Annotated in this window: 17 protein-coding genes and 1 pseudogene; 12 read left to right on the top strand and 6 right to left on the bottom strand. The window is 62.6% G+C overall.

Annotated elements, in window-relative coordinates; translation table 11 throughout:
• The first annotated feature begins 12 nt into the window (after positions 1 to 12).
• The 4 genes from B0G74_RS23675 (at position 13) to B0G74_RS23660 (ending at position 4,787) form a co-directional block, all read left to right on the top strand.
• Complete coding sequence (locus tag B0G74_RS23675; protein ID WP_132377299.1) at positions 13 to 651, top strand: glutathione S-transferase family protein; 639 nt, start codon at positions 13 to 15, stop codon at positions 649 to 651.
• Positions 652 to 687: 36 nt separating this feature from the next.
• On the top strand, positions 688 to 900 hold the full coding sequence (locus B0G74_RS23670; RefSeq protein WP_132377298.1) for a hypothetical protein: 213 nt from the start codon (positions 688 to 690) through the stop codon (positions 898 to 900).
• Between the two features lie 113 nt (positions 901 to 1,013).
• Entirely contained in the window at positions 1,014 to 2,012 is a 999-nt protein-coding gene (locus tag B0G74_RS23665; protein ID WP_132377297.1) for an aldo/keto reductase, read from the top strand.
• A 591-nt stretch (positions 2,013 to 2,603) separates the two neighbouring features.
• Positions 2,604 to 4,787, top strand: a complete 2,184-nt coding sequence (locus B0G74_RS23660; RefSeq protein WP_132377296.1) for a M1 family metallopeptidase — start codon at positions 2,604 to 2,606, stop codon at positions 4,785 to 4,787.
• Between the two features lie 108 nt (positions 4,788 to 4,895).
• Here the strand turns inward: B0G74_RS23660 and B0G74_RS23655 are convergent, their stop codons facing one another.
• The gene (locus tag B0G74_RS23655; protein ID WP_132377295.1) at positions 4,896 to 5,642 is read right to left on the bottom strand and encodes a glucose 1-dehydrogenase; all 747 of its coding nucleotides are present in this window, start codon (positions 5,640 to 5,642) and stop codon (positions 4,896 to 4,898) included.
• Positions 5,643 to 6,027: 385 nt separating this feature from the next.
• Between B0G74_RS23655 and B0G74_RS23650 the strand changes: the two genes are divergently transcribed.
• From B0G74_RS23650 to B0G74_RS23635, 4 genes are all read left to right on the top strand, one after another.
• Positions 6,028 to 6,972: a metallophosphoesterase gene (locus tag B0G74_RS23650; protein ID WP_132377294.1), complete on the top strand. Its 945-nt coding sequence runs from the start codon at positions 6,028 to 6,030 to the stop codon at positions 6,970 to 6,972.
• A 33-nt stretch (positions 6,973 to 7,005) separates the two neighbouring features.
• The gene (locus B0G74_RS23645; RefSeq protein WP_132377293.1) at positions 7,006 to 7,350 is read left to right on the top strand and encodes a cupredoxin family copper-binding protein; all 345 of its coding nucleotides are present in this window, start codon (positions 7,006 to 7,008) and stop codon (positions 7,348 to 7,350) included.
• Positions 7,351 to 8,213: 863 nt separating this feature from the next.
• Positions 8,214 to 8,831 carry a hypothetical protein gene (locus B0G74_RS23640; protein WP_243658293.1) on the top strand — a complete coding sequence of 206 codons (618 nt, stop codon included), beginning with the start codon at positions 8,214 to 8,216 and terminating at the stop codon, positions 8,829 to 8,831.
• Positions 8,832 to 8,871: 40 nt separating this feature from the next.
• Entirely contained in the window at positions 8,872 to 9,936 is a 1,065-nt protein-coding gene (locus B0G74_RS23635) for a GGDEF domain-containing protein (RefSeq protein WP_132377292.1), read from the top strand.
• A gap of 9 nt (positions 9,937 to 9,945) precedes the next feature.
• Here B0G74_RS23635 and B0G74_RS23630 read toward each other — a convergent pair whose 3' ends face one another.
• Positions 9,946 to 10,176 (bottom strand): DUF1289 domain-containing protein, encoded by a 231-nt coding sequence (locus tag B0G74_RS23630; protein WP_132377291.1) that lies wholly within the window; start codon positions 10,174 to 10,176, stop codon positions 9,946 to 9,948.
• A gap of 229 nt (positions 10,177 to 10,405) precedes the next feature.
• On the opposite strand from B0G74_RS23630, the gene B0G74_RS23625 reads away from it, so the two are divergent.
• Complete coding sequence (locus tag B0G74_RS23625) at positions 10,406 to 11,260, top strand: phytochelatin synthase family protein (protein ID WP_132377290.1); 855 nt, start codon at positions 10,406 to 10,408, stop codon at positions 11,258 to 11,260.
• A gap of 39 nt (positions 11,261 to 11,299) precedes the next feature.
• On the opposite strand, the gene B0G74_RS23620 is transcribed toward B0G74_RS23625, so the two are convergent.
• Positions 11,300 to 11,962: a glutathione S-transferase family protein gene (locus B0G74_RS23620; RefSeq protein WP_132377289.1), complete on the bottom strand. Its 663-nt coding sequence runs from the start codon at positions 11,960 to 11,962 to the stop codon at positions 11,300 to 11,302.
• A 465-nt stretch (positions 11,963 to 12,427) separates the two neighbouring features.
• On the opposite strand from B0G74_RS23620, the gene B0G74_RS23615 reads away from it, so the two are divergent.
• Positions 12,428 to 14,074 (top strand): FAD-binding oxidoreductase, encoded by a 1,647-nt coding sequence (locus B0G74_RS23615; protein WP_243658292.1) that lies wholly within the window; start codon positions 12,428 to 12,430, stop codon positions 14,072 to 14,074.
• 71 nt (positions 14,075 to 14,145) lie between these two features.
• Here B0G74_RS23615 and B0G74_RS23610 read toward each other — a convergent pair whose 3' ends face one another.
• The 3 genes from B0G74_RS23610 to glgA form a co-directional block, all read right to left on the bottom strand.
• Positions 14,146 to 15,570 carry a DUF1254 domain-containing protein gene (locus tag B0G74_RS23610; RefSeq protein ID WP_132377288.1) on the bottom strand — a complete coding sequence of 475 codons (1,425 nt, stop codon included), beginning with the start codon at positions 15,568 to 15,570 and terminating at the stop codon, positions 14,146 to 14,148.
• A 263-nt stretch (positions 15,571 to 15,833) separates the two neighbouring features.
• Positions 15,834 to 16,223 (bottom strand): VOC family protein, encoded by a 390-nt coding sequence (locus tag B0G74_RS23605; protein WP_132377287.1) that lies wholly within the window; start codon positions 16,221 to 16,223, stop codon positions 15,834 to 15,836.
• A 72-nt stretch (positions 16,224 to 16,295) separates the two neighbouring features.
• Positions 16,296 to 17,885 carry a glycogen synthase GlgA gene (gene glgA, locus B0G74_RS23600; RefSeq protein ID WP_132377286.1) on the bottom strand — a complete coding sequence of 530 codons (1,590 nt, stop codon included), beginning with the start codon at positions 17,883 to 17,885 and terminating at the stop codon, positions 16,296 to 16,298.
• Positions 17,886 to 18,475: 590 nt separating this feature from the next.
• Here glgA and tssF point away from each other — a divergent pair.
• Together tssF and tssI are read left to right on the top strand one after the other, a co-directional pair.
• Positions 18,476 to 20,365 (top strand): type VI secretion system baseplate subunit TssF, encoded by a 1,890-nt coding sequence (gene tssF, locus B0G74_RS23595; protein WP_132377285.1) that lies wholly within the window; start codon positions 18,476 to 18,478, stop codon positions 20,363 to 20,365.
• Positions 20,366 to 20,540: 175 nt separating this feature from the next.
• A pseudogene (tssI, locus tag B0G74_RS23590) lies at positions 20,541 to 22,190 on the top strand (type VI secretion system tip protein TssI/VgrG); the annotation flags it as partial.
• Positions 22,191 to 22,279 lie beyond the last annotated feature (89 nt).

Raw genomic sequence — 22,279 nt, 5'->3', positions numbered from 1 at the left:
CCGAGGTCGACCATGAAGCTTTACTATGCTGAAACGCTGTCTCCCAGAAAATCCTGTGCGCTAGCCAAATATTTAGGCTTGCCAATCGACTACGCATTTGTCGATCTGGGCAAAGGCGAGCAAACCCGGCCGGACTATCTGGCGATCAATCCGAACGGCAAGGTGCCTTGTCTCGTCGACGGCGAGAAGATCATCTGGGAGGCCGACGCGATCCTGTGCCATCTTGCGCAGCGCGCGGAATCCCCGCTCTGGCCGCGGGGCGCGCAGCAGCAGATCGAAATCGTGCGCTGGTTCAGCTGGAATAGCCAGCATCTGCTCCGGCATGCCGGCGCGCTTTACTTCGAGTACCTGATCAAACCGTGGGTCGGACTCGGCGAACCCGACCCCGCGAAGGTCGCCGAAGCGCAAGGTTTTTTCCGCAAGCATGCTGCCGTGCTCAACCAGCATCTGAAGGGGCGCAAGTGGCTGCTGGGTGACGAGATGTCGGTGGCGGATTTCTCGGTCGGCATCGCGCTGCCGTATGCGAAAAGCGCGGCAATGCCGGTTGAAGAGTTTCCGGAATTAGTGCGCTGGCACGATCAGTTGAACGCGATCGACGCATGGCGCGACCCGTTTCCCGCGCGGCAGGAACGCGCCACGGCGAACGCCTGAGGAGGAGCCATGTGCTGCGCGATAGTTGCACTATCGATGACCTTGCTGGCCAGTTGGCGCGGCGTGTCGGGCTCGCTCGTCGGCCGCACCGGGCGGCTGCGCGGGATCGCGATCACGGTCATCGCGATCGGCGCGGCGGCGGGGTCCGCGACGGCTGCGGATCAGTTCGCGGCGGCGGATGGCGGACAACAATCGTCGTTGATCGCGCGGCTGGCCAGCATGCCGATTTGCGGGCACTTTATCCGCTAATGGCGCGTGACGTGTGATCGTCGAAGCAGGGCGCTGTGGGTGGCTTCAACGTGCTGTGCCGATTTGCCGTATCGTACGGAGTCACTGTACTGCGCGCGAATCGAGGGCACGTCATGGCACTTTCGTCGAAAACCGCTGTAGGGCTTTCCGGCAGACGCCGTTTTCTGCGCACGGCACGCGGCACCGCAATCGGCTTGTCAGCGTCGCTCGCTTTGCCGCGATTGGCGGCCGGTCAAACCCCAACGCCGTCTCAGTCGCAAACCGAATCCGCCAGCACGCCGCTGCCACGCATGGCGCAACGCGTGATTCCCGCCACGGGCGAACGCTTGCCCGTGGTCGGCTGCGGCACCTGGCGGACCTTCGATGTCGGCAACGATCCCGCCGGCCGCGCGCAACTCGCCGACGTGCTGCGCATCCTGTTCGAAGCCGGTGGTTCGGTGATCGATTCATCGCCGATGTACGGCTCGTCGGAAGCCGTCGCTGGCGCGCTGCTCACGCAACTGAACGCGCACAACAAGGCCTTCGTCGCCACCAAGGTCTGGACCGACGGACGCGAGGCGGGCATCGCGCAGATGGAAGAATCGCTGCGCCGCTTTCAGCAGCCGCGTATCGATCTGATGCAGGTTCACAACCTGCTCGACTGGCGCACGCAACTCGCCACGCTGCGCGACTGGAAAGCGCGCGGCCGGATTCGCTATATCGGCATCACGCACTACACGTCGAGTGCTTTCGATGAAGTCGCCGCCGTCATGCGCAGCGACAAGCCGGACTTCGTGCAGGTCAACTACGCAGCCGACGACCGCGCCGCCGAGTCGCGCATCTTGCCGCTCGCGGCGGAGTTGGGCATCGGCGTCGTGATCAACCAGCCCTTCGGCGGCGGCGGCCTGCTGGCACGCGTCGGCAAAACGCCGCTGCCTGCGTGGGCTGCGGAAATCGGCTGCACGAGTTGGGCGCAGATTCTTTTGAAGTTCGTGCTCGCGCAGCCGGCGGTGACGGTGGTGATTCCAGGTACGGGGCGTCCGCAATACATGGCGGACAACGTTCGGGCCGGTTCTGGCCCATTACCCGACAAGGCGATGTGCGCACGAATCGTGGCAGCGGTGAATGGCTAGCCGATCATTTGCGTAGTAATCGCGCTAATTGCTTTGTGAACTCTCCAGCTAGTTCAAATTAATACCTCGCTCGCGGTTACTCGCTCGCGCCATTGCGCTTTAGCACAATACTGCGCAAAGAAAAATAAAGTTTCCCGTAGTCGAGAACGATATTGCGATTTCTAGAGGATTAACTCAGTCCCATTACTGAAGCCATTCGGTTTGCATACGCAAAACACAAGTCAAAGAAAGATTGTGAAAGGAAGTTGACACGGGAACGTTTGCCAAACTAGGCTACGCACTGTCGTCAAAAACTGACCTCGGTTTAATCCACCTGCCCGGAGACGCAGGTAAGCCGCCGCTTTGCCGGTCAGCCGGACGATCGAATGAAGGCCGGAAAATATGGCCCAAGCTGTCGTTGTGAAAGCATTGTAATAAACGTGTGTCGCAATTCTAAAATCAGCCACAAGTGCTGAGGCGCCAACACGTCCCTATATTCTCGCTAGCAATTCGGTGCTAGTGCGGGAGACCTTTTTCGCTGAAAAAAAGAGAAAACCAGCATAAGCACTCAACGCACTTTCTTTTGCCGATATTGTCAGTCGAGGATTAATCATGCGTATAAATTTCCGATTGCAGATGCAGTGCCTCGCACTAGCCGGAATTGCGGTTCTGGCGGGATGCGGCGGCAGCGACGGCTCGTCGTCCTTGACGAGCAAATCCGGGCAGGCGCCCGCGGCCGCACCGGCCGCCTCCGAAGTGGCGCTGGCCCCGCCCGCCGCGCCGGTCGTGGCGGACACATCGATCAACAAGACGGTACCGCCGGTCGAGTTGCCCGACACGGTCACACCGGTCAACTACAAGCTATGGTTCCGGCCGAACCCCGCGCTGTCTTCGTTCGACGGCCGCGCCGACGTGCAGATCAAGGTGCAGAAAGCCGTCAACGCGATCACGATCGCCGGGCACCGGGTCAAGTTCACCAACGGCACGATTACGCTTCAGCCGGGCAATATCCCGCTGATCGCCACGCCGCAGGACGACGGCGACTTCTATCAACTGCGCCCCGTGAGCGGGCAGATCGCCGCCGGCAACTACTCGCTGCACATGGAGTGGAGCGGCATCATCAACTTCAAGACCTATGACGATCCGGTCGCCAAGACCGGCGGTAGTTGCGGCGACGATCCCTATCCGGGCTGCTCCGCGGCCGAAGGGGTGTTCCGCGTCGATCTGAAGTCGACCGACGGCACGACCAGCGGCGCAATCCTCACGCAAGGCGAATCGAACCTGGCGCGTCAATGGTTCCCGGGCTGGGACGAGCCGGCTTTCCGGCCCACCTACGAGGTGAGTGCGGAAGTCCCGCAGAACTGGAACGTCGTCTCGAATGCGGCCGAGAAACCGGCGGTGAACGTGGATAGCGGCTACAAGCTCGTGTCGTTCGAGAAGACACCGCCCATGCCGTCGTATCTGCTGTTCTTCGGCGGCGGTCAGTTCGACATTCTCGAAGACGACTTTTCGAGCCCGCTGCCCGACGGAAAAGGGCTGCATCTGCGCATCTTCACGCCGCCCGGCATGCGTGACTGGGCCAAGCCGGCCATGCAACAGACCAAGCAGGCGCTCGATTACTACTACCGCTACACCGGCATTCCGTTGCCGCTCACCAAGTTCGACACCGTCGCGGCCAACGACGCGTTCAAGGAGCAGAAGGACCTGAACTTCGGCGGCATGGAGAACTGGGGCGCGATTCTCGAATTCGCCGACGACATTCTGCCGGCGCCCGGCACGACCATGTCCGACTACGGTGTGACGGTGCTCACGCACGAAGCCGCGCACCAATGGTTCGGCGACCTCGTCACGCTCGACTGGTGGGACGACGTCTGGCTGAACGAGTCGTTCGCGACGTTCTTCGAGAACAAGACCAAGGTGCGCTTCTTCCCGGACCGCTTCAGCTGGGTCGACGACGTGAAGAACAAGTACGCCGTGATCAATGCGGACCTGAAGTCCACCGCGTTCCCGGTGCAGCCGAACTTCAACGGCTGGGCGTCGAACGACTTCGTGCTGAGCGCGAGCGCCTTCACGTACGACAAGGGAGGTCACGTGCTGAAGATGCTGGAGAACTACCTCGGCGAAGAAGTGATGCGCAAGGGTCTGCAGTCGTATCTCGCCGACTATTCGTTCGGCAACGTCACGCCCAAGCGTCTGTGGGACGAACTGGCGAAGGCGAGCGGCCAGCCGATGGTGGCGATCGGCGACAGTTTCGTGCGGCAAACAGGCGTGCCGCTAATCTCGCTCGACACGCAGTGCGATCTGACGACCAATCAGACCGTGGTCACCCTGAAACAGTCGCCGTTCCCGAACCAGAATCAGTACCCGGGCACGCAGTGGACCATTCCGTTGACGCTCGCGTACGGCGACGGTCTGACTTCACGCAAGACGCTGGCGATGAAGGACACGCAAACGCAGGTGCGTCTGAACGGCTGTTCCGCGGTGCTCGCCGATCCGAGCGGTCTCGACTACTACGTGACCAACTACAGCAACAACGCGTGGAGCCAGTTGCTCGCGCAGGGTAACGCGCTGAAGGATCCGGTTCTGCTGACCAGTCTGCAACTCGAGGCGAAGCTGCTGGTGAACAACGGTCTCGCGGACCCGTCGCGCGTCACCAGCATCGGCTCGCTGAGTCCGGCGGCCACACCGCTTGCGCGTCAGTTGCTGATGACGGCGCCGACGACGCAATCGCAGCGTCCGACGATCCGCTATCAGGGTAAGTTCAAAGTGAAGCCGCAGGCGCAGCAAGGCCAATAAGCGGCAGTGTTGGGTATTGGGTAGTTCAGCGGCCCGCATCGTGATGCAGCGATGCGGGCCGCTGTTTCAATGGCACTTCACGTGCCGCAGTGGAGCGGGGCGCCGCAATCAGCCGGCGGTCTTGCCGCCGTCGACGGTCACGATCTGCCCCGTGACGAACGACGCCGCATCCGATGCCAGGAACACGATGGCGCGCGCCACGTCGTCCGGCTTGCCGATACGGCCGAGCGGCACTTTCGCGGCGAGCGCGGCCTTGTTCTCCGGCGTGCCGGTGAAGCGGTCGAGCATGCCGGTGTCGGTCGGCCCCGGCGCGACGGCGTTGACCCGCACGCCGTTGGACGCCACTTCGAGCGCCGCCGACTTGGTCATGCCTTCCACCGCATGCTTGCTGCCCGCGTACACGGACGCGAAGGCCGCGCCTTCATGACCGTAAGTCGACGAAACGTTCACCACGCTGCCGCTCTTTTGCGCCGACATCACGCGCAGTTCGTGCTTCATGCTGAGCAGCGTGCCGAGCACGTTGGTGTCGAACGTCGCGGTGTAGCTCTCGACGGTCTGGCTGGTGATGGCGCCGGGTTGGCCTTCGGTGCCGGCGTTGTTCACGGCGGCGTCGATGCGGCCGAAGCGCGCGACCGTCTGGTCGACGAGGTTCGCGACTTCCTCGTCGCGGCGCACGTCGGCCAGGATGAAGTGTGCGTCCGCGCCGAGTTCGCGCAGTTCTTTTTCGAGCGCCTTGCCTTCGGCTTCGCGACGGCCGGAGACGACGAGACGGGCGCCCGTTTCGGCGAAAGCAAGGGCCGTGGCGCGGCCGATCCCGGTGAGTGCGCCGGTGATCAGAATGACGGGGTGGCTCATATTCAACTCCTGGAGGGTATGTATTTGCGGTATGAGAGCGAAGCAGGCGGCGTACGGTTAAACGGGTTGCGATCTGCTTCAAATCATTGCCTTGAGTGCAATTTAGTGGCTTCCCGGTCGGAGTAAAAAGACTTTATAAGCTGGCTGGCATGCCTGACGGGCATGGAGAAGCATTTGACAATGCAGGCGCTCGACGCAGGCTGCCCGTTCGGCGGCAGCGACCTGAGTCCCTCTGCCGATCCGCCAACGTCCCAAGACAATTCATCTGCCGATTGATCGAAGCTGGAATAAAACCGGCGCCGGCTCAGTCATGCCTGACGAACCGACTCGCGAGGGCCGCCGGATGATCCACGGCTCGGCTGCGACTCTTTATCGTGAGGTCAACATGTCGTCACATCAATCATTCGACGCGTCGCGGCGCGGCGCACTGAAGTGTCTTGCTTTCGGTGGCTTGGGTACCGTGTTCGTTCTCGCCGGCGGCATTCTCACGCCGGTGGAACTGGCACTCGCCGCCGACCCGAAACCATCTGCTGCTACTGGCGGCGTGCCGCTTTTCCTGCAAATCAGCGACTCGCATATCGGCTTTAACAAGGAAGCCAATCCGGACGTGGCGGGCACGCTCAAGCAGACCATCGAGTACGTCAATGCGATGCCGGTCAAGCCCGCGCTGACTATCCATACCGGCGATATCACGCATCTGTCCAAGCCCGCGGAGTTCGATCTCGCGGCCCAGTTGATGTCCGGCCTGAACATCACGGAACTGCACACCGTTCCCGGCGAGCACGACGTGACGGACGGCCCCGGAACCGAATACTTCAGCCGCTTCGGCAAGGCCTCGGACAACAAGGGCTATTACAGCTTCGACCATCAGGGCGTGCATTTCGTCGGCCTGGTCAACGTGATGCATTTCAAGCCGAACGGCCTGGGCGGCCTCGGCGACGAACAACTCGAGTGGCTCGAAAACGATTTGAAAGGGCGCTCGTCCAGCACGCCGATCGTCGTGTTCGCGCACATGCCGATGTGGACGATCTACGAGCCGTGGGGCTGGGGCACCGGAGACGCGGGCCAGGCAATGAGCTACCTGAAACGCTTCGGTTCGGTGACGGTACTGAACGGCCACATTCATCAGATCGTGTCGAAAGTGGAGGGCAACATCACCTTCCACACGGCGCGTTCGACGGCTTATCCGCAGCCGACCGCCGGCAACGGCACGGGCCCCGGACCGTTGACGGTGGCGAGCGACCAGCTGCCGAAAATGCTCGGCGTGACCAGCATCAAGATCGCGCGGCATCCGCTGAAAGCCACGCTCAACGACACGACGCTCGTCTGATAGTCAGAACTTTTTCATCGCAGGAGATCAGTTATGCAAACTAAAAATATTCGCCGCGTATGGTTGGCATTGGCCGCAAGTTCGGCGTTGCTCGCGGCATCGTCCGGGTTCTCCGTGGCGCGGGCGGAGACGCCGAACGCGGTCGTCATCAAGAACTTCATGTTCTCGCCTATGGAACTCACGGTCAAAGCCGGTTCGACCGTGACCTGGAAGAATCTGGACGGCGAACCGCACACCGTCGTGAACGACGCGGGCATGTTTCGCTCCGCGGCACTCGATCAGAACGACACGTACCAGTTCAAGTTCGACAAGCCGGGCGTGTACAAGGTGTTTTGCGGCATCCACCCGAATATGAAGGAGACCATTACCGTGCAGTGAGCGTTGTAGGAGACCAATGTATAGAGTGCGGCCAGGGCGCTCACGCATTGCATGCAGCATCGCTGCGTGTCTTGCCTGTGGCGCCTTCGGCGCACGCAACACGGAGTTGATGCCGGGACGTTTGATCGGCAGCGCCCCCCGGCGGCATGGCGGCGACGCTCGACGCCATGCGTTTATAGACGTCGCTGCGTGCCGCCGAAATCGACGGCTAGCGCGCAAGCCGGAGTATGGCCGATCCGGCCAGAGAAACGGCGGTTCTGGACAGCCGGGCGGGGCGATAAATTAAGCAACACGTATGCTGCTATGCGCTGCGCGATTCGCCCGGCGCACAGCGCGCTTTTAGGGCAACCGCTACCGCCGCCAGGCCGGTGACCAGGAACGCCACTTGCGTTTAAAACGCGGCCCCGAAGCACAGAAAAACCTGCTGTGCTCGGGCGTGGTTGTTGCATGACTGACGGCCACCTGCAGCCACTTGCGCGATACCCGCTACTCACGCCCTGTACGGCTCGCTCCGTTGCCCTGCGAAGCTTTCCCGCATAGCGCGCGCGACTACACGCGGCGTGGAACGTTTTACCTGTTTCTTCCGCGCAAAACTGCCTCGCAAAGACGACGTTTAAAGCGCAGCATTGCCGTGTTGTGGTTGTTCGCGCGATGAGCGGGTTTCAGTCTTCGAACGGCTTTGCATGGACCTGCAAAATCGTGTGAATAAAGTCGGCCCGCAGGGCAGACGTAAGGATTCCGGAGAGTATTGCGATGTACAACGATACGGACTCGCCCAAATCGGTGCTCGATGGCCAGGATGCCGGTGGCCAGACGAGCGGTCTGTCATTTTCCGCCACGCCGCGAGGTTCGGACGCCTCGCCATGTGCGTGGCCGCGGCCAGCGCGCTCGCCATCGGCGTGATGGGTACGGTGGCGTATAGCGTCTGGTTCAATCACGATCAGCAGGCGTACGCCGAAGCCATGGCCGGCGCGCGGCGAGCGCTCGGCAACAGCACGTCGGCGAGTGCTGCTGCGATGGCGAAAAGCGCGGGCGTGACGGCGTTGCCGGCAGCGGCTGTGCTCGCGAAGTCGCCGCAACCGTCGCCAGCAACGTCCGCGAGCGGCGTGGCGGTCGCGGCATCGGCAGCCGGCGCGGATCCGGAAGCGGGCGGGCAGTTCGCGTCCTGGGCAGGCCAGGTCAAGGCATCGAAGGCGCAGCCTGACGTCGTGGCGGATGCGGCACCCGACACGCCCGCATCTGCCGCTACGCCGTCTATTTCGGGCCACCGTTCGGCAGGCTCAACCACTGCGCCGACTCAGCAACTCGCCGCGTCGCGTCCGGGTAAAGATGCCCGGGCCGCGCCGCAGGAGCGCCGCGGCGCCTCCGAGACCGCGCGGCATAAGAACAGTCTGTTCGCCCGCATGGGGCTCTTCTTTCGTCGTGTGAGTTACCGGCAGCATGGCAACGCAAATCGGCAAGACCTCTACTCCCATCCGTGAGCGGCGCCGAGCCGGGCGTGCCGGTTCAAAAGGCGCCTTCATGAGCCGCTTCAGGCGGGTTCCCGCCATGCTGGCGAGCGCGTCCTTGCTGTGTCTGCTGGTCGGCCTTCTCTATCTCGCCTTGCAGATCAGGACGATCTTCTCCGATCAGTTGAAGCAGGAATACGCCGGACTCGTGCTCGAAGCGGCGGAGCGCGCGGAAAGTGCTCGCGCGATGGTCGGCGTGTGGCAGCTACACTCCGGCGACAGTCAACCGCAAACACAGGGTTACCTTCATGCACGCATCGAACTCGCCGATCGTCTGAACTCGCTCGCGGCATTGGTGAATGCCAGTCCGTCCGCTGCGCCGCGGGTGCCGGCGTCGGCATTGACGCCGGATGCCAGCCTGACTGGAACCGATGCGCTGCTTGCCACGATCCCGCCGTATTGGCGCGCCCAGCGCGATGCCGACGGCGCCGACGTGCGCCTGCGGATTGCCCATGTCGCGAACGTCTTGATCGCGCTGGCCGCGCTGCTGTTCGGCATGCTGCTCACCGCGCTCGGCATGTACGCGAAACGCAATCGTCAACTGGCGGGCGAGTCGCACGAGTTCGAGTACGCCGCGTTGCACGATCCCATGACCGGCTTGCCGAACCGGCGCAAGCTGTTCGCCACGCTCGACGAGGCGGCTGCGAATCTGCAAGCCGGTCCCACGGATCGCAACATCGCCGTGCTGTATGTGGATCTGGACGGCTTCAAGCAGGTCAACGACACGCTCGGCCACCGCGTCGGCGACGAATTCCTGATTGCGGTGTCGCACGCTTTTCGCGAGTCGGTGCGTAAGGTGGATGTTGTCGCGCGCATCGGCGGCGACGAATTCGCGGTGCTGGTTCGAGAGTATTCGACGGCGTATGAACTCGCCGAGATTGCTCAGCGGCTCATCGCGTGTGTGGTAGATACCGACGAGCAGATGGGTGTCGGCGTGGTCCGCGCGAGCATCGGCATTGCCAGCTATCCGGATCTCGTCAGCGATTACCAGCGCCTCGTCGCCGCGGCGGACGACGCGATGTATCGCGTCAAGCGCGGCGGCAAGAACGGATACGCGTTTGCGGTGCAGGCTGATTGAGCGGAGCGCTCAGGACGTTTGTGTCTCTTGTGTCTCTTGTACCGCTTGCATCGCTTGCGCTTGCGTTTCCGTTCTCAGCATCACTTCCCGACCTGGCCGTTCATTGATGACCGCGAGACGCACGTCATCGCTCATGGTCTTCCAACCGCGAATTTCGTCGCGCGTACGCAGGCAGCCGAGGCAGAAGCCGGTTTTGCCGTCGAGTTTGCAAATGTCGATGCAGGGTGACTGGATTGTCATGTTCAGACCAGCGCTTCCGTTGGGTTGACTTCGACGGTGATGTGCGAGAGTCGGTTAAAAAATGCTGCAGCATTGTAGGGGAGAAGTGCGCTTCGCGGATTGAAGCTCGCGCACTGTCGCGCACGCTGAACTTTGTTTCGTGTTACAAAATCGAGGCTTGCCAGTAAGCGCTGTTTCATGCACCGGCACAGCGGCCGTCATTCCGGGTTCATCCACAGCGGAAAGATTCATGTCCAGATATTCGTTGATGCGCGCCGTCGGGCGCTTGAGCCAGCCTGAGTGGATCGTCGCCTTCGTGGCTGCGGCACTGTCCGCGTGTGCGCCGGTGCCGCCGGCCAGCAGTCAGGTGGCCGTTCCGCCTGCCGTAATTCAGCCCGCTGTTCAGCCCGCCAGCCGCGCCGACGCACAAGCTACTGCACGCCCGGCGGACGGCCCGCTGCCGGTGCCGCCGAACCTCGTCGCGTTGGCGCAGCCGGCCGGCCAGAAACGGCTGACGAGCTCCGCGTCCAACCAGTCGTACTGGCCCCTCTCGCAGTATTTCGAAACCCAGCGCAACGAAGCTTATTGCTCCGTCGCGACCTCGGTCATGGCGCTCAACGCATTGGGCATCCGCCGGCCCCAGTCGACGCAGTACCCCGACTTCCCGTTTTTCTCGCAGGAGGATTTCTTTCACGGCATCGATCCGCAGGTGGCCAACGCCGCGCGGGTCTCGCACGAGGGCATGACGCTCGACCAGCTCAGCACGGCGCTGAATGCCTTTCCGGTCGATGTCAGGAAATACCACGCGGCGGACCTGTCGCTCGGCCAGTTTCGCGACCTCGTGCGCGCGACCACGGGCCACAGCGACCGCTTCGTGCTGTTGAATTTCAGGCGGGTGGAAATCGGCGAGACGGGCGGCGGACACTGGTCGCCGCTCGCCGCTTACGACTCGGCGAGCGACAGCGCGTTGCTGCTCGACGTGGCGCGCTACAAATATCCGGCCGTCTGGGTGCCGCTCGCGCAGTTGTACGCGGGGGCGCTGGCGGTGGATAGCGTGAGCGGGCTTTCACGCGGCATCGTGATCATCGGCAAGCGGCCGAATTGATGTCTGCTTGCCGAGGCGGCCACGACATTCAGACGCGGGTCAATCTTCCTCGTTACGCCATTCGGTCAGTCCTTCGCGCGCATTCAATTCGATGAACGAAGGCAGCGCACGTAGCTTTCGAATATAGCGCGCAAGATTCGGCCAGCCGAGCGCGGGGCGCGGCATATTGCGGGTCCAGCGCATCAACATGACGGCCATGAAGTCGGCCGTGCTGAGCTTGTCGCCGATCAGATAATCATGGCTTTCGCCGAGATGGCTATCGAGCTTGTCCCACGCTGCGTCGATCCGACGGCATGCGAGCGCGCGAACCGCTTCGGCGCCGGCGGGGTCGCCATCGGAGTCCGCATAAAACCAGTCGCGCATGGCGGGCAGAATCGTGTTGGCGAGATAGACCATCATTTCGAGCCACGCGGCGCGATCGACGGAGTTCGGCTCGGGGGCGAGCGCGGCTTCGGGATGCCGCTCGGCCAGCAGCATCAGCAACGCGGCCGACTCGTGGCGCGGCGCGCCGTCGATCATTAGCGTCGGCACCCGTCCCGCAGGATTGAGCCGCAGATACGCCGGGTCGTGCTGCTGGCCCACGTCTATGTCGATCAACTGGGATTCGAACGAGATGCCCAGTTCTATCAGCATCCAGTGAACGGCCATGCTCGCCGCGCCGGGCGAATAGTAAAGCACGTAAGGTGTGGAATCGCTGTGCATAGTGGGTTGATGTCCGGTGTCGATCCGGCGGACAGTCTACCGCCGTTGCTGACAGATGCCCATGCGCAAACGCCGAAGGAACGCGCAGTCTCGTAGTGGCGCGCTCGCGTTTTCGCGACTAACATCCCTTCACTCATTTTTTGTCGACTGATCGAGGCGGCGACCCGCACGCGATTATTCGCGCGATGCACTCGCGCGAGCCCTGTGCGGGCACTCAGGCACGCGGTCATGTTTGCGGAGGTGAAGCAACGTATGTGCGCACTGGACCGTCGGACCTTGCTCAAGGGCGTGCTGGCCGCGCCATGGTTGAATGCGTTCCTGGCATCGTTGGCACACGCAAAGCCTTCGCCAGCAAGTTCCAAAGACGCGACGACCACACCGACACTGCACCGCGTGCGGCCCGGCGACCCAGCGTGGCCTTCGGCGAACGCCTGGCAGGACCTCGACCGGGCTGTAGGCGGCCGCTTGAGCCTGGTTGAATCGCCGCTGGCAACCTGCGCGGAATCTCCAACGAGCGCCGCGTGCCTCGACCTGTTCCGGCGTTTGAAAAATCCCTACTACATCGGCGATACGCCCGCGCTGACGCAGAGCGCCGGATGGCTCGACGCGTGGACATCCGCGCCGAGCGTGTATGTAGTGGCGGCGGCCAACGCGCAGGACGTCGCGAGGACCGTCGACTTCGCCAGGCGGCATCGTCTGCGGCTGGTGGTGAAGGGCGGCGGCCACAGCTATCAGGGCACATCCAACGCGGCCGACTCTCTGTTGATCTGGACCAGGTCCATGCGTGACATCGCGTTGCATGATGCTTTCGTGCCGGCGGGTTGCGAAGGACGAGTCGAGCCGGAAGCCGCGGTGACGGTCGGCGCCGGTTCTCTGTGGGGCCATGTCTACGACGCCGTGAGTACCCGAGGCGGCCGCTACGTGCAAGGCGGCGGCTGTCTGACGGTGGGCGTCGCCGGTCTCGTGCAGGGCGGCGGCTTCGGCAACTTTTCGAAGAAGTTCGGCACCGCCGCGGCCGGTCTGCTGGAAGCCGAAGTCGTGACCGCCGACGGCGTGGTGCGAATCGCCAACGCGTGCCGGCACCCGGACCTCTTCTGGGGCTTGAAGGGTGGCGGTGGCGGCAGTCTCGGCGTCGTCACGCGGCTGACGTTGCGCACGCACGCATTGCCCGACACCGTCGGCGTCGTGCGCGCGACGGTGAAGGCCTCGTCCGACGCGGCGTTCCGCGCATTGATCGGCGAGTTCATGGCCTTCTATGCCGATAACCTGATGAACGAACACTGGGGCGAAACGGTCGCCTTTCATGGCGACAATACGTTGGGCATTTCAATGCTGTACCAGGGACTGAGCCGCGATGAGGCGTCGCGCGTCTGGCAACCTTTTTTCGACTGGATCGCGAACCGTGAGCACGGCTGCGAGACGAGCCCGCCACAGATTCTTGCCGTGGCGGCGCGCCACTTCTGGGACGCCGCGTTCATCATGCAGCACCTGCCCGGCGTGCTCGTCGCGGACGACCGTCCGGGCGCGCCGGCGGACAATGTGTTCTGGGCGGATAACGTCGTCGAAGCGGGCCAGTATCTTTATGGCTACACCTCGACATGGCTGCCGGCTGCGTTGCTGAGTGCGGCGCAACGCGGCCGTCTCGCCGACACGCTATTCGCAGGCACGCGGCAGTGGACAGTCAACTTGCACTTCAACAAAGGGCTGGCGGGCGCACCGGACGACGCCTTGAACGCCACGCGCGATACGGCGATGAACCCCGCGGTACTCGACGCCTTCGCGCTCGCGATCATCGCGGCCGAGGGACCGCCGGCCTTTCCCGGCATCGAAGGGCACGAGCCGGACGAGCAGAAAGGGCGGCGTTACGCTGGTCGCATCAAGCAGGCCACGCGAACGCTGCGCGAAATCGTCGCTGTGCCGGGGGCGTACTTTTCCGAAAGCGATTTCTTCGAAGACGACTGGCAACAGGCGTACTGGGGCAGCAACTATGCGCGGCTGGCTGCCGTGAAGAACCGGTACGATCCCGATGGCCTGTTCTTCGTTCATCACGGTGTGAATTCAGAAGCGTGGAGCGCGGATGGATGGACGAAGGTGACGAACGGGCCTGGCTGAGCCAGATAGCGACATGGCCGACCCAGCAGCGTGAGCCACTCACGGCTCACGCCACGCACGCTTGATTCCAACTACTTCACCCGCTTGACCACCGGCGTCTTCCACTTGCCATCCAGCAGCACGGGTTTCGGCCAGTAGAACCGCATGGTGATCATGAACGGTCCTTCCGGCGCCGGCAGCCAGTTGGCCTCCCTGGCCTTGCCCGGCGAATTCGCCTGGATGTAGATTGTCAAACCGCCATCGCGATCCTTCTTCAGTTGCGGCAGCATCGGCGAATTGATCAGATACCGATCGATCGGATTCTTCACGAGCAACTGACTCGGCAGCGCGTACATGGTCACCGACCAGAACGCATTCACAGGCGGCAACTGTCCTTTCGGAAAGCGCAGCACATAGCGACGCTGGCTGCCGTCGAGCGGCTGTCCGGTCGAATCCTTGTCGAGCACCGGATATAGCGCTTCCTCACGCGAGTTCGCGCCGATTCCGACCTGGGTGCCGGTGGCGCGCGCCACGTAGTCGTTCTTCAGAGACTCGCGCGAGCCGAATAGCGTATCGGTCTTGCCGCCGAGCGACGCGCGCTTGTCGTCGATCGCCTTCTGGCCATCCTGCATGCCGGCCTGAAATGCCGCTTTCTGCTCCGGCGAGAGCGCGTTCGCATCGAACCGTTTGCCGGGCACCACACCGATCTGCGCGAGGCGGTTGCGCAATCCGGCCTCGCTCGGATTGACCGGCGCGAACTGCAACACGAACGCGAGTTGATTGAAGAATTCGAGCGATGTTCGCGCGGCGGCCGGTGCGATCGGCTTGACCCACTGCACCGGCGGCGCGGTCGGCGCGGGCGTGCTGCCGGAGTATGCCGACAGCGTTTGCACCTTGTAGCCCGCCTGAATTTTCTTGACGTTATCGAGGTCGTCGGGATTGAACAGTTGCGTGCGTCCGACCACGTTCACGAGATCAGTCTCGGAGCGGATCACCTGAGTGATGCCGTTCGGTGTCTGGCCGTTCCAGCGCGGTCCCGCGATCAGGAATTTGCCGCCGTTGTTGCCCGTGGTGCGGCTGCCGATATACGCGAAGTTGAAGGTATAGAGATCCATCAACTGGAACACGAAGTAGCGCTTCGCGTCCATCGGCGGGACCGTGATGACCACGGGTTCTGCGCGTAGATCGAGGCCGGCGAACGAATAGGGCGTGTCGGAGTTGGGCGTGACGAAGGCGGTGTCGTCCGGCGTGAAGACACGCGAGATGTTCAGGATGGAATTGAACGGGCCTTTGTATTGCGGGTTGGTGGTGTCCACCGAAAACGCATACATGACAGCGTACGAATTGACCATCGGGGTGCCGTAGATATACGCGTCTTTGGCAATCGAGCGGATGTCGGCGCGGTTGGCGCTGATGGGTGCGACGGGGGCTTTGGAGAAGTCGTTGGTAGGCGGCGTATGGCAGGCGGTGAGGACGATGGCCAGTAGCGCGGCAGCGATGGTTCGTGTTCTGTGCATTGCGACCCTCGGGAATGAGCCGTGGACGACGGCAGCGTGATCGTTCGTTCATACCGCGCGTTCAAAACAGCGCGGCACTACAGGCGCAACAGGAAACCGGACTCGCGGTGCAAGCTTCTGCACGCCGCAGCTTGCCTAACGTCGGTGTTAGCTGTCAAGCAGCTTTCTGCAAAGCGGATGGTGGAGGGAACGGGATGCGCGAGAAGCTATGACGCCATGCGTGATCGCGCGTCAGCATGCGGGTGTCGGGGCCAGCGGCGCGTTTATACCCAAGCCGCATTCTGCAAAACGATCCGATACCCATCCGGATCTTCGAACGTTTTGCCTTGACGGTCCCAGTAAGGATTCTCCGATTCGCACGCCGACACGCCGAGCGCTTCGAGCCGTTCGACGGCCGCGCTCCATGCATCGCGTTCGGGAAGATACAGCACGAGAAGGTGCTCGGTGGTCGGCGCCCGTTCGACGGTCACGCCGTGCTGGTGCGTAAACTCGATGTGCCAGGGGCAGCCCCGTTGTCCGACGATGATGCCATCGAAGCCTTCGTGATTCTCGAAGCTCGCCAGCACTTCGAAGCCCAATCCCCGTGTATAGAAATCAGCGACCTTGTGCAGATCGTTAGTAGGACGGGCGACTCGGAGAACGGGCGGCTGCATGGGCAACTCCGCGGCACGTTGGAATGCCGTATAGCATAGCGCGCCAAAGCACGCCCGAGTGCCTCATGCGCTTCACGCGCTACGCGCCATCTCCCCGACGCCCGCGTTGAACTCTTCCCTGCGCGTACCTGCCGAGGCCGCCGTACGCGCCCGAACCGGGGTCTTGCGAACCCGCGTATCGCGCACCGCCGGACGTGCATCGACCAGATCCGCATACAACGCGAGATAGTTCTTGGTCGACGCATCCCAACCGAAATCGCGGCTCATCGCATTCCGCTGCAACACGTGCCACGACGACGGCTGCACGAACGCAGCCAATGCACGGCCGAGCGCGTGCATCACGTCGTCCGGACTTTCGCCGTCGAACAGGAAGCCCGTCGCTCGCTGTTCGCCGCGAGGATCGTGCGGCACATAGTCGACGATCGTATCGGCCAGGCCACCGACACGCGAGGCCACCGGAATCGTGCCATAGCGCATCGCATAGAGTTGGGTGAGTCCGCAGGGTTCGAAGCGGCTGCCATGCAGCAGAATGTCCGCACCCGCGTGCAGCATGTGCGCGCGCCGCTCGTCGTAGCCGATCTGCACGCCGACGCGTCCCGGCCATGCGGCCGCGACGTCGCGCAGCGCCTGTTCGAGACCGTGCTCGCCCTGGCCGAGAATCGCGAACTGCAGCCGCGGATGCAGTTCGAGCAGCGCCGGCAACGTATGCACGACGACATCGGCGAGCTTCTGTTCGGTCAGGCGGCTGCCGACGGCGACCAGCGGTGCGAACGGATCGCGCGTCAGACCGAAGGCCTGTTGCAGTTCGCGCTTGCAGGCCTGCTTGCCGGCGGTGTCGTCGACGGAATAGGGGCGCGCGATCTGGTTGTCGGTGGCCGGGTTCCAGGCGGCGGTATCGATGCCGTTGACGATGCCCGACAGCTTCCCGGCCTGCGCCTGCAACACGCCTTCCATGCCATGGCCGAAGTGCGGCGTCAGGATCTCGCGCGCGTAGCGTTGGCTCACCGTCGTGACGCGATCCGAATGGACGATGCCCGCTTTCATCATGCTCAGCGAACCATAGAACTCGATGCTGCGTTCATCGGAGAGCGCGGGCGCCAGCAATTCGGGCGGCACACCGATCCAGCCGCCCATGGCGAGCGGATGGTTGCCCTGGAACGCCAGGTTGTGAATCGTGAAGACGCTCTTCGCGGCGACGCCCGCGAGCCGCAGATAGAGCGGCGTCAATCCTGCATGCCAATCGTGCGCATGCACGATGTCGGGGCGCTTCACGTTGCGCACGCCGCGCGCCACTCGCGCGGCCGCCGCCGCGAGCGAGGCGAAGCGGGTGAGATTGTCCAGGTAGTCGCGCCCCTGCGGATCGCGATAGAGGCCTTCGCGCGCGAACAGGTGATCCATCTGCAGAAGCAGCACCGGCACGCCGGTGTCGGGCATCTGGCCGCGTAGCAGCCGGGCGTCACCGCCGGGCAGGCCGGTCATGCGCGCGACCGGCGCGACGTCGGCCGCGCGTTCGAGCGCGGCCGGATAAGCGGGCATCAGGATCGAGACATCGACGCCGGCATCGCGCAGAGCGGCGGCGTATGCGCTGACCATGTCGCCGAGGCCGCCGGATTTGGCGAGCGGCAGGGCTTCGGAAGCGACAAGAAGAACGTTAAGCGGCAAAGTGGCCCCCAAGGACGGGTTTTGTGCACTTGCACAGTGCGGTGGGATTCGCGGACGCGTCAGTTCAGCAAGGGGTGTGCCTGAGGTGCGTGGTTTTACAAGGGCAGTGAGGAGGGTTTGTGTTGCAGTGCGGGTGAGCGATTGTTTGGCCTGGATGGCCTATTTTTTTGTCTTGACGCGTCGCTCCTGGAAAGCGTTTTTGCATCCGTGTGTAGATTTGACATTCCACGGTTAAGCATCGGATGCGTCGCTTGGCGTCGCTTCATCGTTGCACATCTTGACAATTCATCAGATGAATATCGGTTAGCCTTGTTGTTCTGTCTCGGGGCACACGTGGGTCTGGAAAGGTGACCAGGATGGCCATATCCATGAGGCCACTGGGCGAGGGTTTTGAACGGAAAGGCGGAATGAACAGCGACAAAAGACGGGCAAAGATTCTGGACGAGATCGCCGATCGCAGCGGCGAGAGACTTAAGAGCCAAGCCGGCTTGTCGCCCATATCCAACCGTGCCGCCTGGCGTGACCACGGAATGTGTCACGGCGAAACGCTCGTGCGTACCTGCCCCCGGACTTGATGAAACGGAGCCAAAGTGGACCCGCGACTGCTGGAGTACTACACGAGTGAACTGCTCTACATGCGTGAGCTGGCGGGCGAATTCGCACAGGCCCATCCCAAGATCGCCCGGCGCCTGGGCATGCAGGCGGGTGAGATTGGCGACCCATACGTCGAGCGGCTGATCGAATCGTTCTGTTTCATGTCCGCACGCATGCAGTTGCGGCTCGATGCTGAATTTCCGCGCCTCACGGAACGGCTGCTCGAAGTCGTCTATCCGAACTACGCTGCACCCACGCCATCCATGGCGGTTGCCCGACTGTTTCCGGGCAGTGACGAAGGCAATCTTGCCGAAGGTTTGCACATCGCACGCGGTGCGTCGTTCATCAGTGGTGTGCTCGATGGCGAGAATACGCCCTGCCAGTTCCGCAGCAGCCAGGACGTGACGCTGTATCCGCTTGAGATCACCGGCGCGCGGCTGACCGGCATCCCGCCAGACATTCCCTCGCTCGATCGTTACGTGCGCCACGGCGCCGAGGTTCGGGGCGCTCTACGGCTGCGCCTGCGCACCACGAATTCCATACCGATCGCCCGCCTCCAGGGGCTGAACCGCCTGCCGGTTTATCTGGCGGGCGACGAGCGGACTGCGTCACACCTGTTCGAACTGCTGCACGCAGCTGGACTCGCATCGATCATCGGCGAGCCAGGACAGTTCGGCACGCCCGGTGGTCTCTTTCACGCGGTGAGCGACAAGGCGGTGGTTCATGAGGGGCTTGATGCCGGACAAGGGCTGTTGCCACTCGTTGCGCCGAAGTTTCACGGACACAACCTGCTGCACGAGTTTGCGGCATGCCCGTCGCGTTTCTACTTTTTTACACTGACCGGCCTCCATGCAGGCCTGCGCCAGGTGCGCGGATGCGAAGCGGAAATTGTCGTGCTGCTGGAGCGCTCACCCGGTGCGTTGGCGGAGCAGGTGGATGCCTCGCAATTTGCGCTGTTCTGCACGCCGGTCGTCAACCTGTTCAGGAACAGATCCGATCCGGTGGAAGTGCACGACACAGGCGCTGAATTCCAACTGGTGCCTGACCAGCTCGCGCCGCAGGACTATGAAGTGTTCTCTGTCGCGACATTGTATGGTCAGGTCCGCGAGACATCGGAGCCCCTTGAGTTCCGTCCGCTGTATCAGGCGCTGACCAACGACGAGGGCAATCACAGGCAGTTTTTTACGCTGCGTCGCGAGCGCCAGCAGACGTCAGACTCGTTGCGCCGTTACGGGACGCGCACGCCGTACATCGGCACGGAGGCTTTCGTTTCACTAGTGGGCCAGGACGAGCGGCCCTATGAACAGCGCATGCGTTACCTCTCGATTGACGCGTGGCTAACCAACCGTGACCTGCCCAACCTGATCCCGTGCAACGGCGTTAGCGATCTCACGCTGGTGCAATCCTCACCGGTTCAGCACGTGGGCCTGATCCGCGCGCCCAGTGTCCCTCGCGCACCCTATGCAGAGCGTGAGGCGGCCTGGTCGCTGATCCGCCAACTGAACTTCAACTACCTCACGTTGGGAGCACAACCTGACGAGGCGTCGGGCGCGGGCCTGCGTGATCTGCTGCGACTGTTCCTCGCCGCGGACGACACGGCTTACCGGCAGCAGATCGGGAGTCTGGTGACAGTTGTGAGCCGGCCGGTGACACGCAAGCTTCCGCCGTCCAACGATCTCGTGTTCGGGCGCGGCATCGAGTGCACGCTGACCGTTGACGAGTCCGGTCTGGGTGGCGTCAGCCCATATCTGTTCGGCCTGATCCTTGAACACTATCTGGCGCGACACGTATCGGGCCATTCGTTTACTCAAACCGAACTGCATTCGGTGCAGCGCGGCCGCGTCGCGGGGTGGCCGGTGCGCATGGGCACGCGTGGGGTGACCTGAACAATCGTGCAATTCAGGGATAGGCAGTGAGAAGCAGTGTCTTGATTTGAATCAAAATAATTAGGATGGCTACAAAAATGCAAGGATTGATGACAAGGCGCGTCATGACGTGCGGCAAGGGCGACGTGTCTGACGCAGCCTGTGGCGAGCCGGTCGCACGGCAAGGAAGCTGCATATGCTGAACTTTGTGACGCCACGTACGCTGACGGTCAGCGGGGCGGCGCTGCCGACGTTGCCCGATGGCGAGCCGGCATTGCAGCTACGCGCTATCGTGGGCGAAGAAGCCCTGTCGACAATCTATGAATACGAGCTGAGCCTCGTCACGCCGGTCGATCCGCTGCTGCCGGACAGCACGGCTGCCAACTTCGACCTGAAGGCGATGATTGGCAAGGAGCTGACTGTCACCATCCAGCTCGATGGCATGGGAACATTCGTGCCGGGCGTCGCCGGCGGCGGCGCTGCGAATCTCGGTGCCGGGATACGTGAGATTAGCGGCATTGTTACGGCGGCGAGTCTGGTGAGTCAGTTGAACCGCCAGTACCTCTACCGGTTGAAACTGCAGCCGTGGATCGTGCTTGCCGAGCGGCGCACCGATTACCGGATTTTCCAGAATAAGACGGTAGTCGAGATCATTGACGAGGTGCTCAAGGCGAATTATCTCTACGGCTATGTCAAGCGTCTGGGCGGCAAGTATTCGAAGCTGGTCTATCAGGTCCAGTACGGTGAGTCGGACTTCGCCTTTATTCAGCGCCTGATGACTGAACACGGCATCTACTGGTTTTACGAGCACTCCAGGGAGGTGCACCGGATGGTGCTCGTCGACAATCTCGGTGCGCACAAACCCGTGGAGAGCGTCGCGTATCAGACGCTGTGGTACTACCCACCGGGGCACAAGGTCGATCGCGAGCACGTCGAACACTTCGATACGACCGAAAGCATCCAGTCGGGCATCTGGACCACCGACGATTTCGACTTCACGCAGCCGGGTGCGAAGCTGGCGGTGGAAAATGCGCTGCCGCGGGACACTTCGCATAACCAGCTGACGGTTTATGAGTGGCCGGGCGACTATGCCGACCCGATGCAAGGCGCACGGTTCGCACGGGTACGCATGGAAGAAATCCGCGCCCAAGGCGAGCGTGCTACGGGCAAGGGCCATCTGCGCAACGTGGTGTGCGGCACGACCTTTACGCTCGCGGGCTACCCCCAGCAGGCGGCGAACCGCGAATACCTCGTGATCCGCGCGAAGGTGATAGCGGAAGAAACCGGCGATCAAACCGGCGCGGGCCAACACAGCATCAACACGACGTTCGAGGTGCAGCCGGCGACCACGATGTTCCGCGCGCCGCGCACGGTGGACAAGCCGCGTACGACGGGTCCGCAGACGGCGATCGTGACAGGACCTCCCGGGCAGGAAATCTGGACTGACAAGTACGGCAGGGTGAAGCTCAAGTTTCACTGGGACCGTTCGCCCGTGAACGACCAGAACTCATCGTGCTGGGTGCGCGTGTCGTACCCGTGGGCCGGGAGCAGCTTCGGCGGAGTGAACATACCGCGCGTGGGTCAGGAAGTGATCGTCGATTTCGAGAATGGCGATCCTGACCGGCCGATCGTGACGGGGCGGGTTTTTAATGCGGCTTCCATGCCGCCGTGGACGCTGCCGGGCAGTGCGACACAAAGCGGGATCATCAGCCGCTCGATGAAGGGTGGCAAATCGAATTACAGCGGTATTCGCTTTGACGATACGCAGGGTTCGGAAGAGTTCATGTTGCAGGCCGAGAAGGACATGAACAGCACCATCAAGAATAACGAGACGCATGTGGTCGGTGCGGACCGGACGAAGATCGTCAAAGGACAGGAAGTGACAACCGTGAAGGGCGACCGGACACAGACCGTCAACGGACAGCACACGGAGAC

The organism is Paraburkholderia sp. BL9I2N2 (genome assembly GCF_004339745.1).
Taxonomy (GTDB): domain Bacteria; phylum Pseudomonadota; class Gammaproteobacteria; order Burkholderiales; family Burkholderiaceae; genus Paraburkholderia.
Note: the sequence above shows the minus strand (reverse complement) of the source record. Positions and strands in the feature narration are given on the sequence as shown.

What these genes read in the sequence shown, in the direction of transcription:
- B0G74_RS23605 (WP_132377287.1), bottom strand. Translation starts at nt 16,223, where the DNA reads ATGCAGCCGCCCGTTCTCCGAGTCGCCCGTCCTACTAACGATCTGCAC.
- B0G74_RS23650 (WP_132377294.1), top strand. Translation starts at nt 6,028, where the DNA reads ATGTCGTCACATCAATCATTCGACGCGTCGCGGCGCGGCGCACTGAAG.
- B0G74_RS23625 (WP_132377290.1), top strand. Translation starts at nt 10,406, where the DNA reads ATGTCCAGATATTCGTTGATGCGCGCCGTCGGGCGCTTGAGCCAGCCT.
- B0G74_RS23665 (WP_132377297.1), top strand. Translation starts at nt 1,014, where the DNA reads ATGGCACTTTCGTCGAAAACCGCTGTAGGGCTTTCCGGCAGACGCCGT.
- B0G74_RS23640 (WP_243658293.1), top strand. Translation starts at nt 8,214, where the DNA reads ATGTGCGTGGCCGCGGCCAGCGCGCTCGCCATCGGCGTGATGGGTACG.
- B0G74_RS23620 (WP_132377289.1), bottom strand. Translation starts at nt 11,962, where the DNA reads ATGCACAGCGATTCCACACCTTACGTGCTTTACTATTCGCCCGGCGCG.
- B0G74_RS23635 (WP_132377292.1), top strand. Translation starts at nt 8,872, where the DNA reads ATGAGCCGCTTCAGGCGGGTTCCCGCCATGCTGGCGAGCGCGTCCTTG.
- B0G74_RS23655 (WP_132377295.1), bottom strand. Translation starts at nt 5,642, where the DNA reads ATGAGCCACCCCGTCATTCTGATCACCGGCGCACTCACCGGGATCGGC.
- B0G74_RS23630 (WP_132377291.1), bottom strand. Translation starts at nt 10,176, where the DNA reads ATGACAATCCAGTCACCCTGCATCGACATTTGCAAACTCGACGGCAAA.
- B0G74_RS23660 (WP_132377296.1), top strand. Translation starts at nt 2,604, where the DNA reads ATGCGTATAAATTTCCGATTGCAGATGCAGTGCCTCGCACTAGCCGGA.
- B0G74_RS23670 (WP_132377298.1), top strand. Translation starts at nt 688, where the DNA reads ATGACCTTGCTGGCCAGTTGGCGCGGCGTGTCGGGCTCGCTCGTCGGC.
- B0G74_RS23645 (WP_132377293.1), top strand. Translation starts at nt 7,006, where the DNA reads ATGCAAACTAAAAATATTCGCCGCGTATGGTTGGCATTGGCCGCAAGT.
- B0G74_RS23610 (WP_132377288.1), bottom strand. Translation starts at nt 15,570, where the DNA reads ATGCACAGAACACGAACCATCGCTGCCGCGCTACTGGCCATCGTCCTC.
- B0G74_RS23675 (WP_132377299.1), top strand. Translation starts at nt 13, where the DNA reads ATGAAGCTTTACTATGCTGAAACGCTGTCTCCCAGAAAATCCTGTGCG.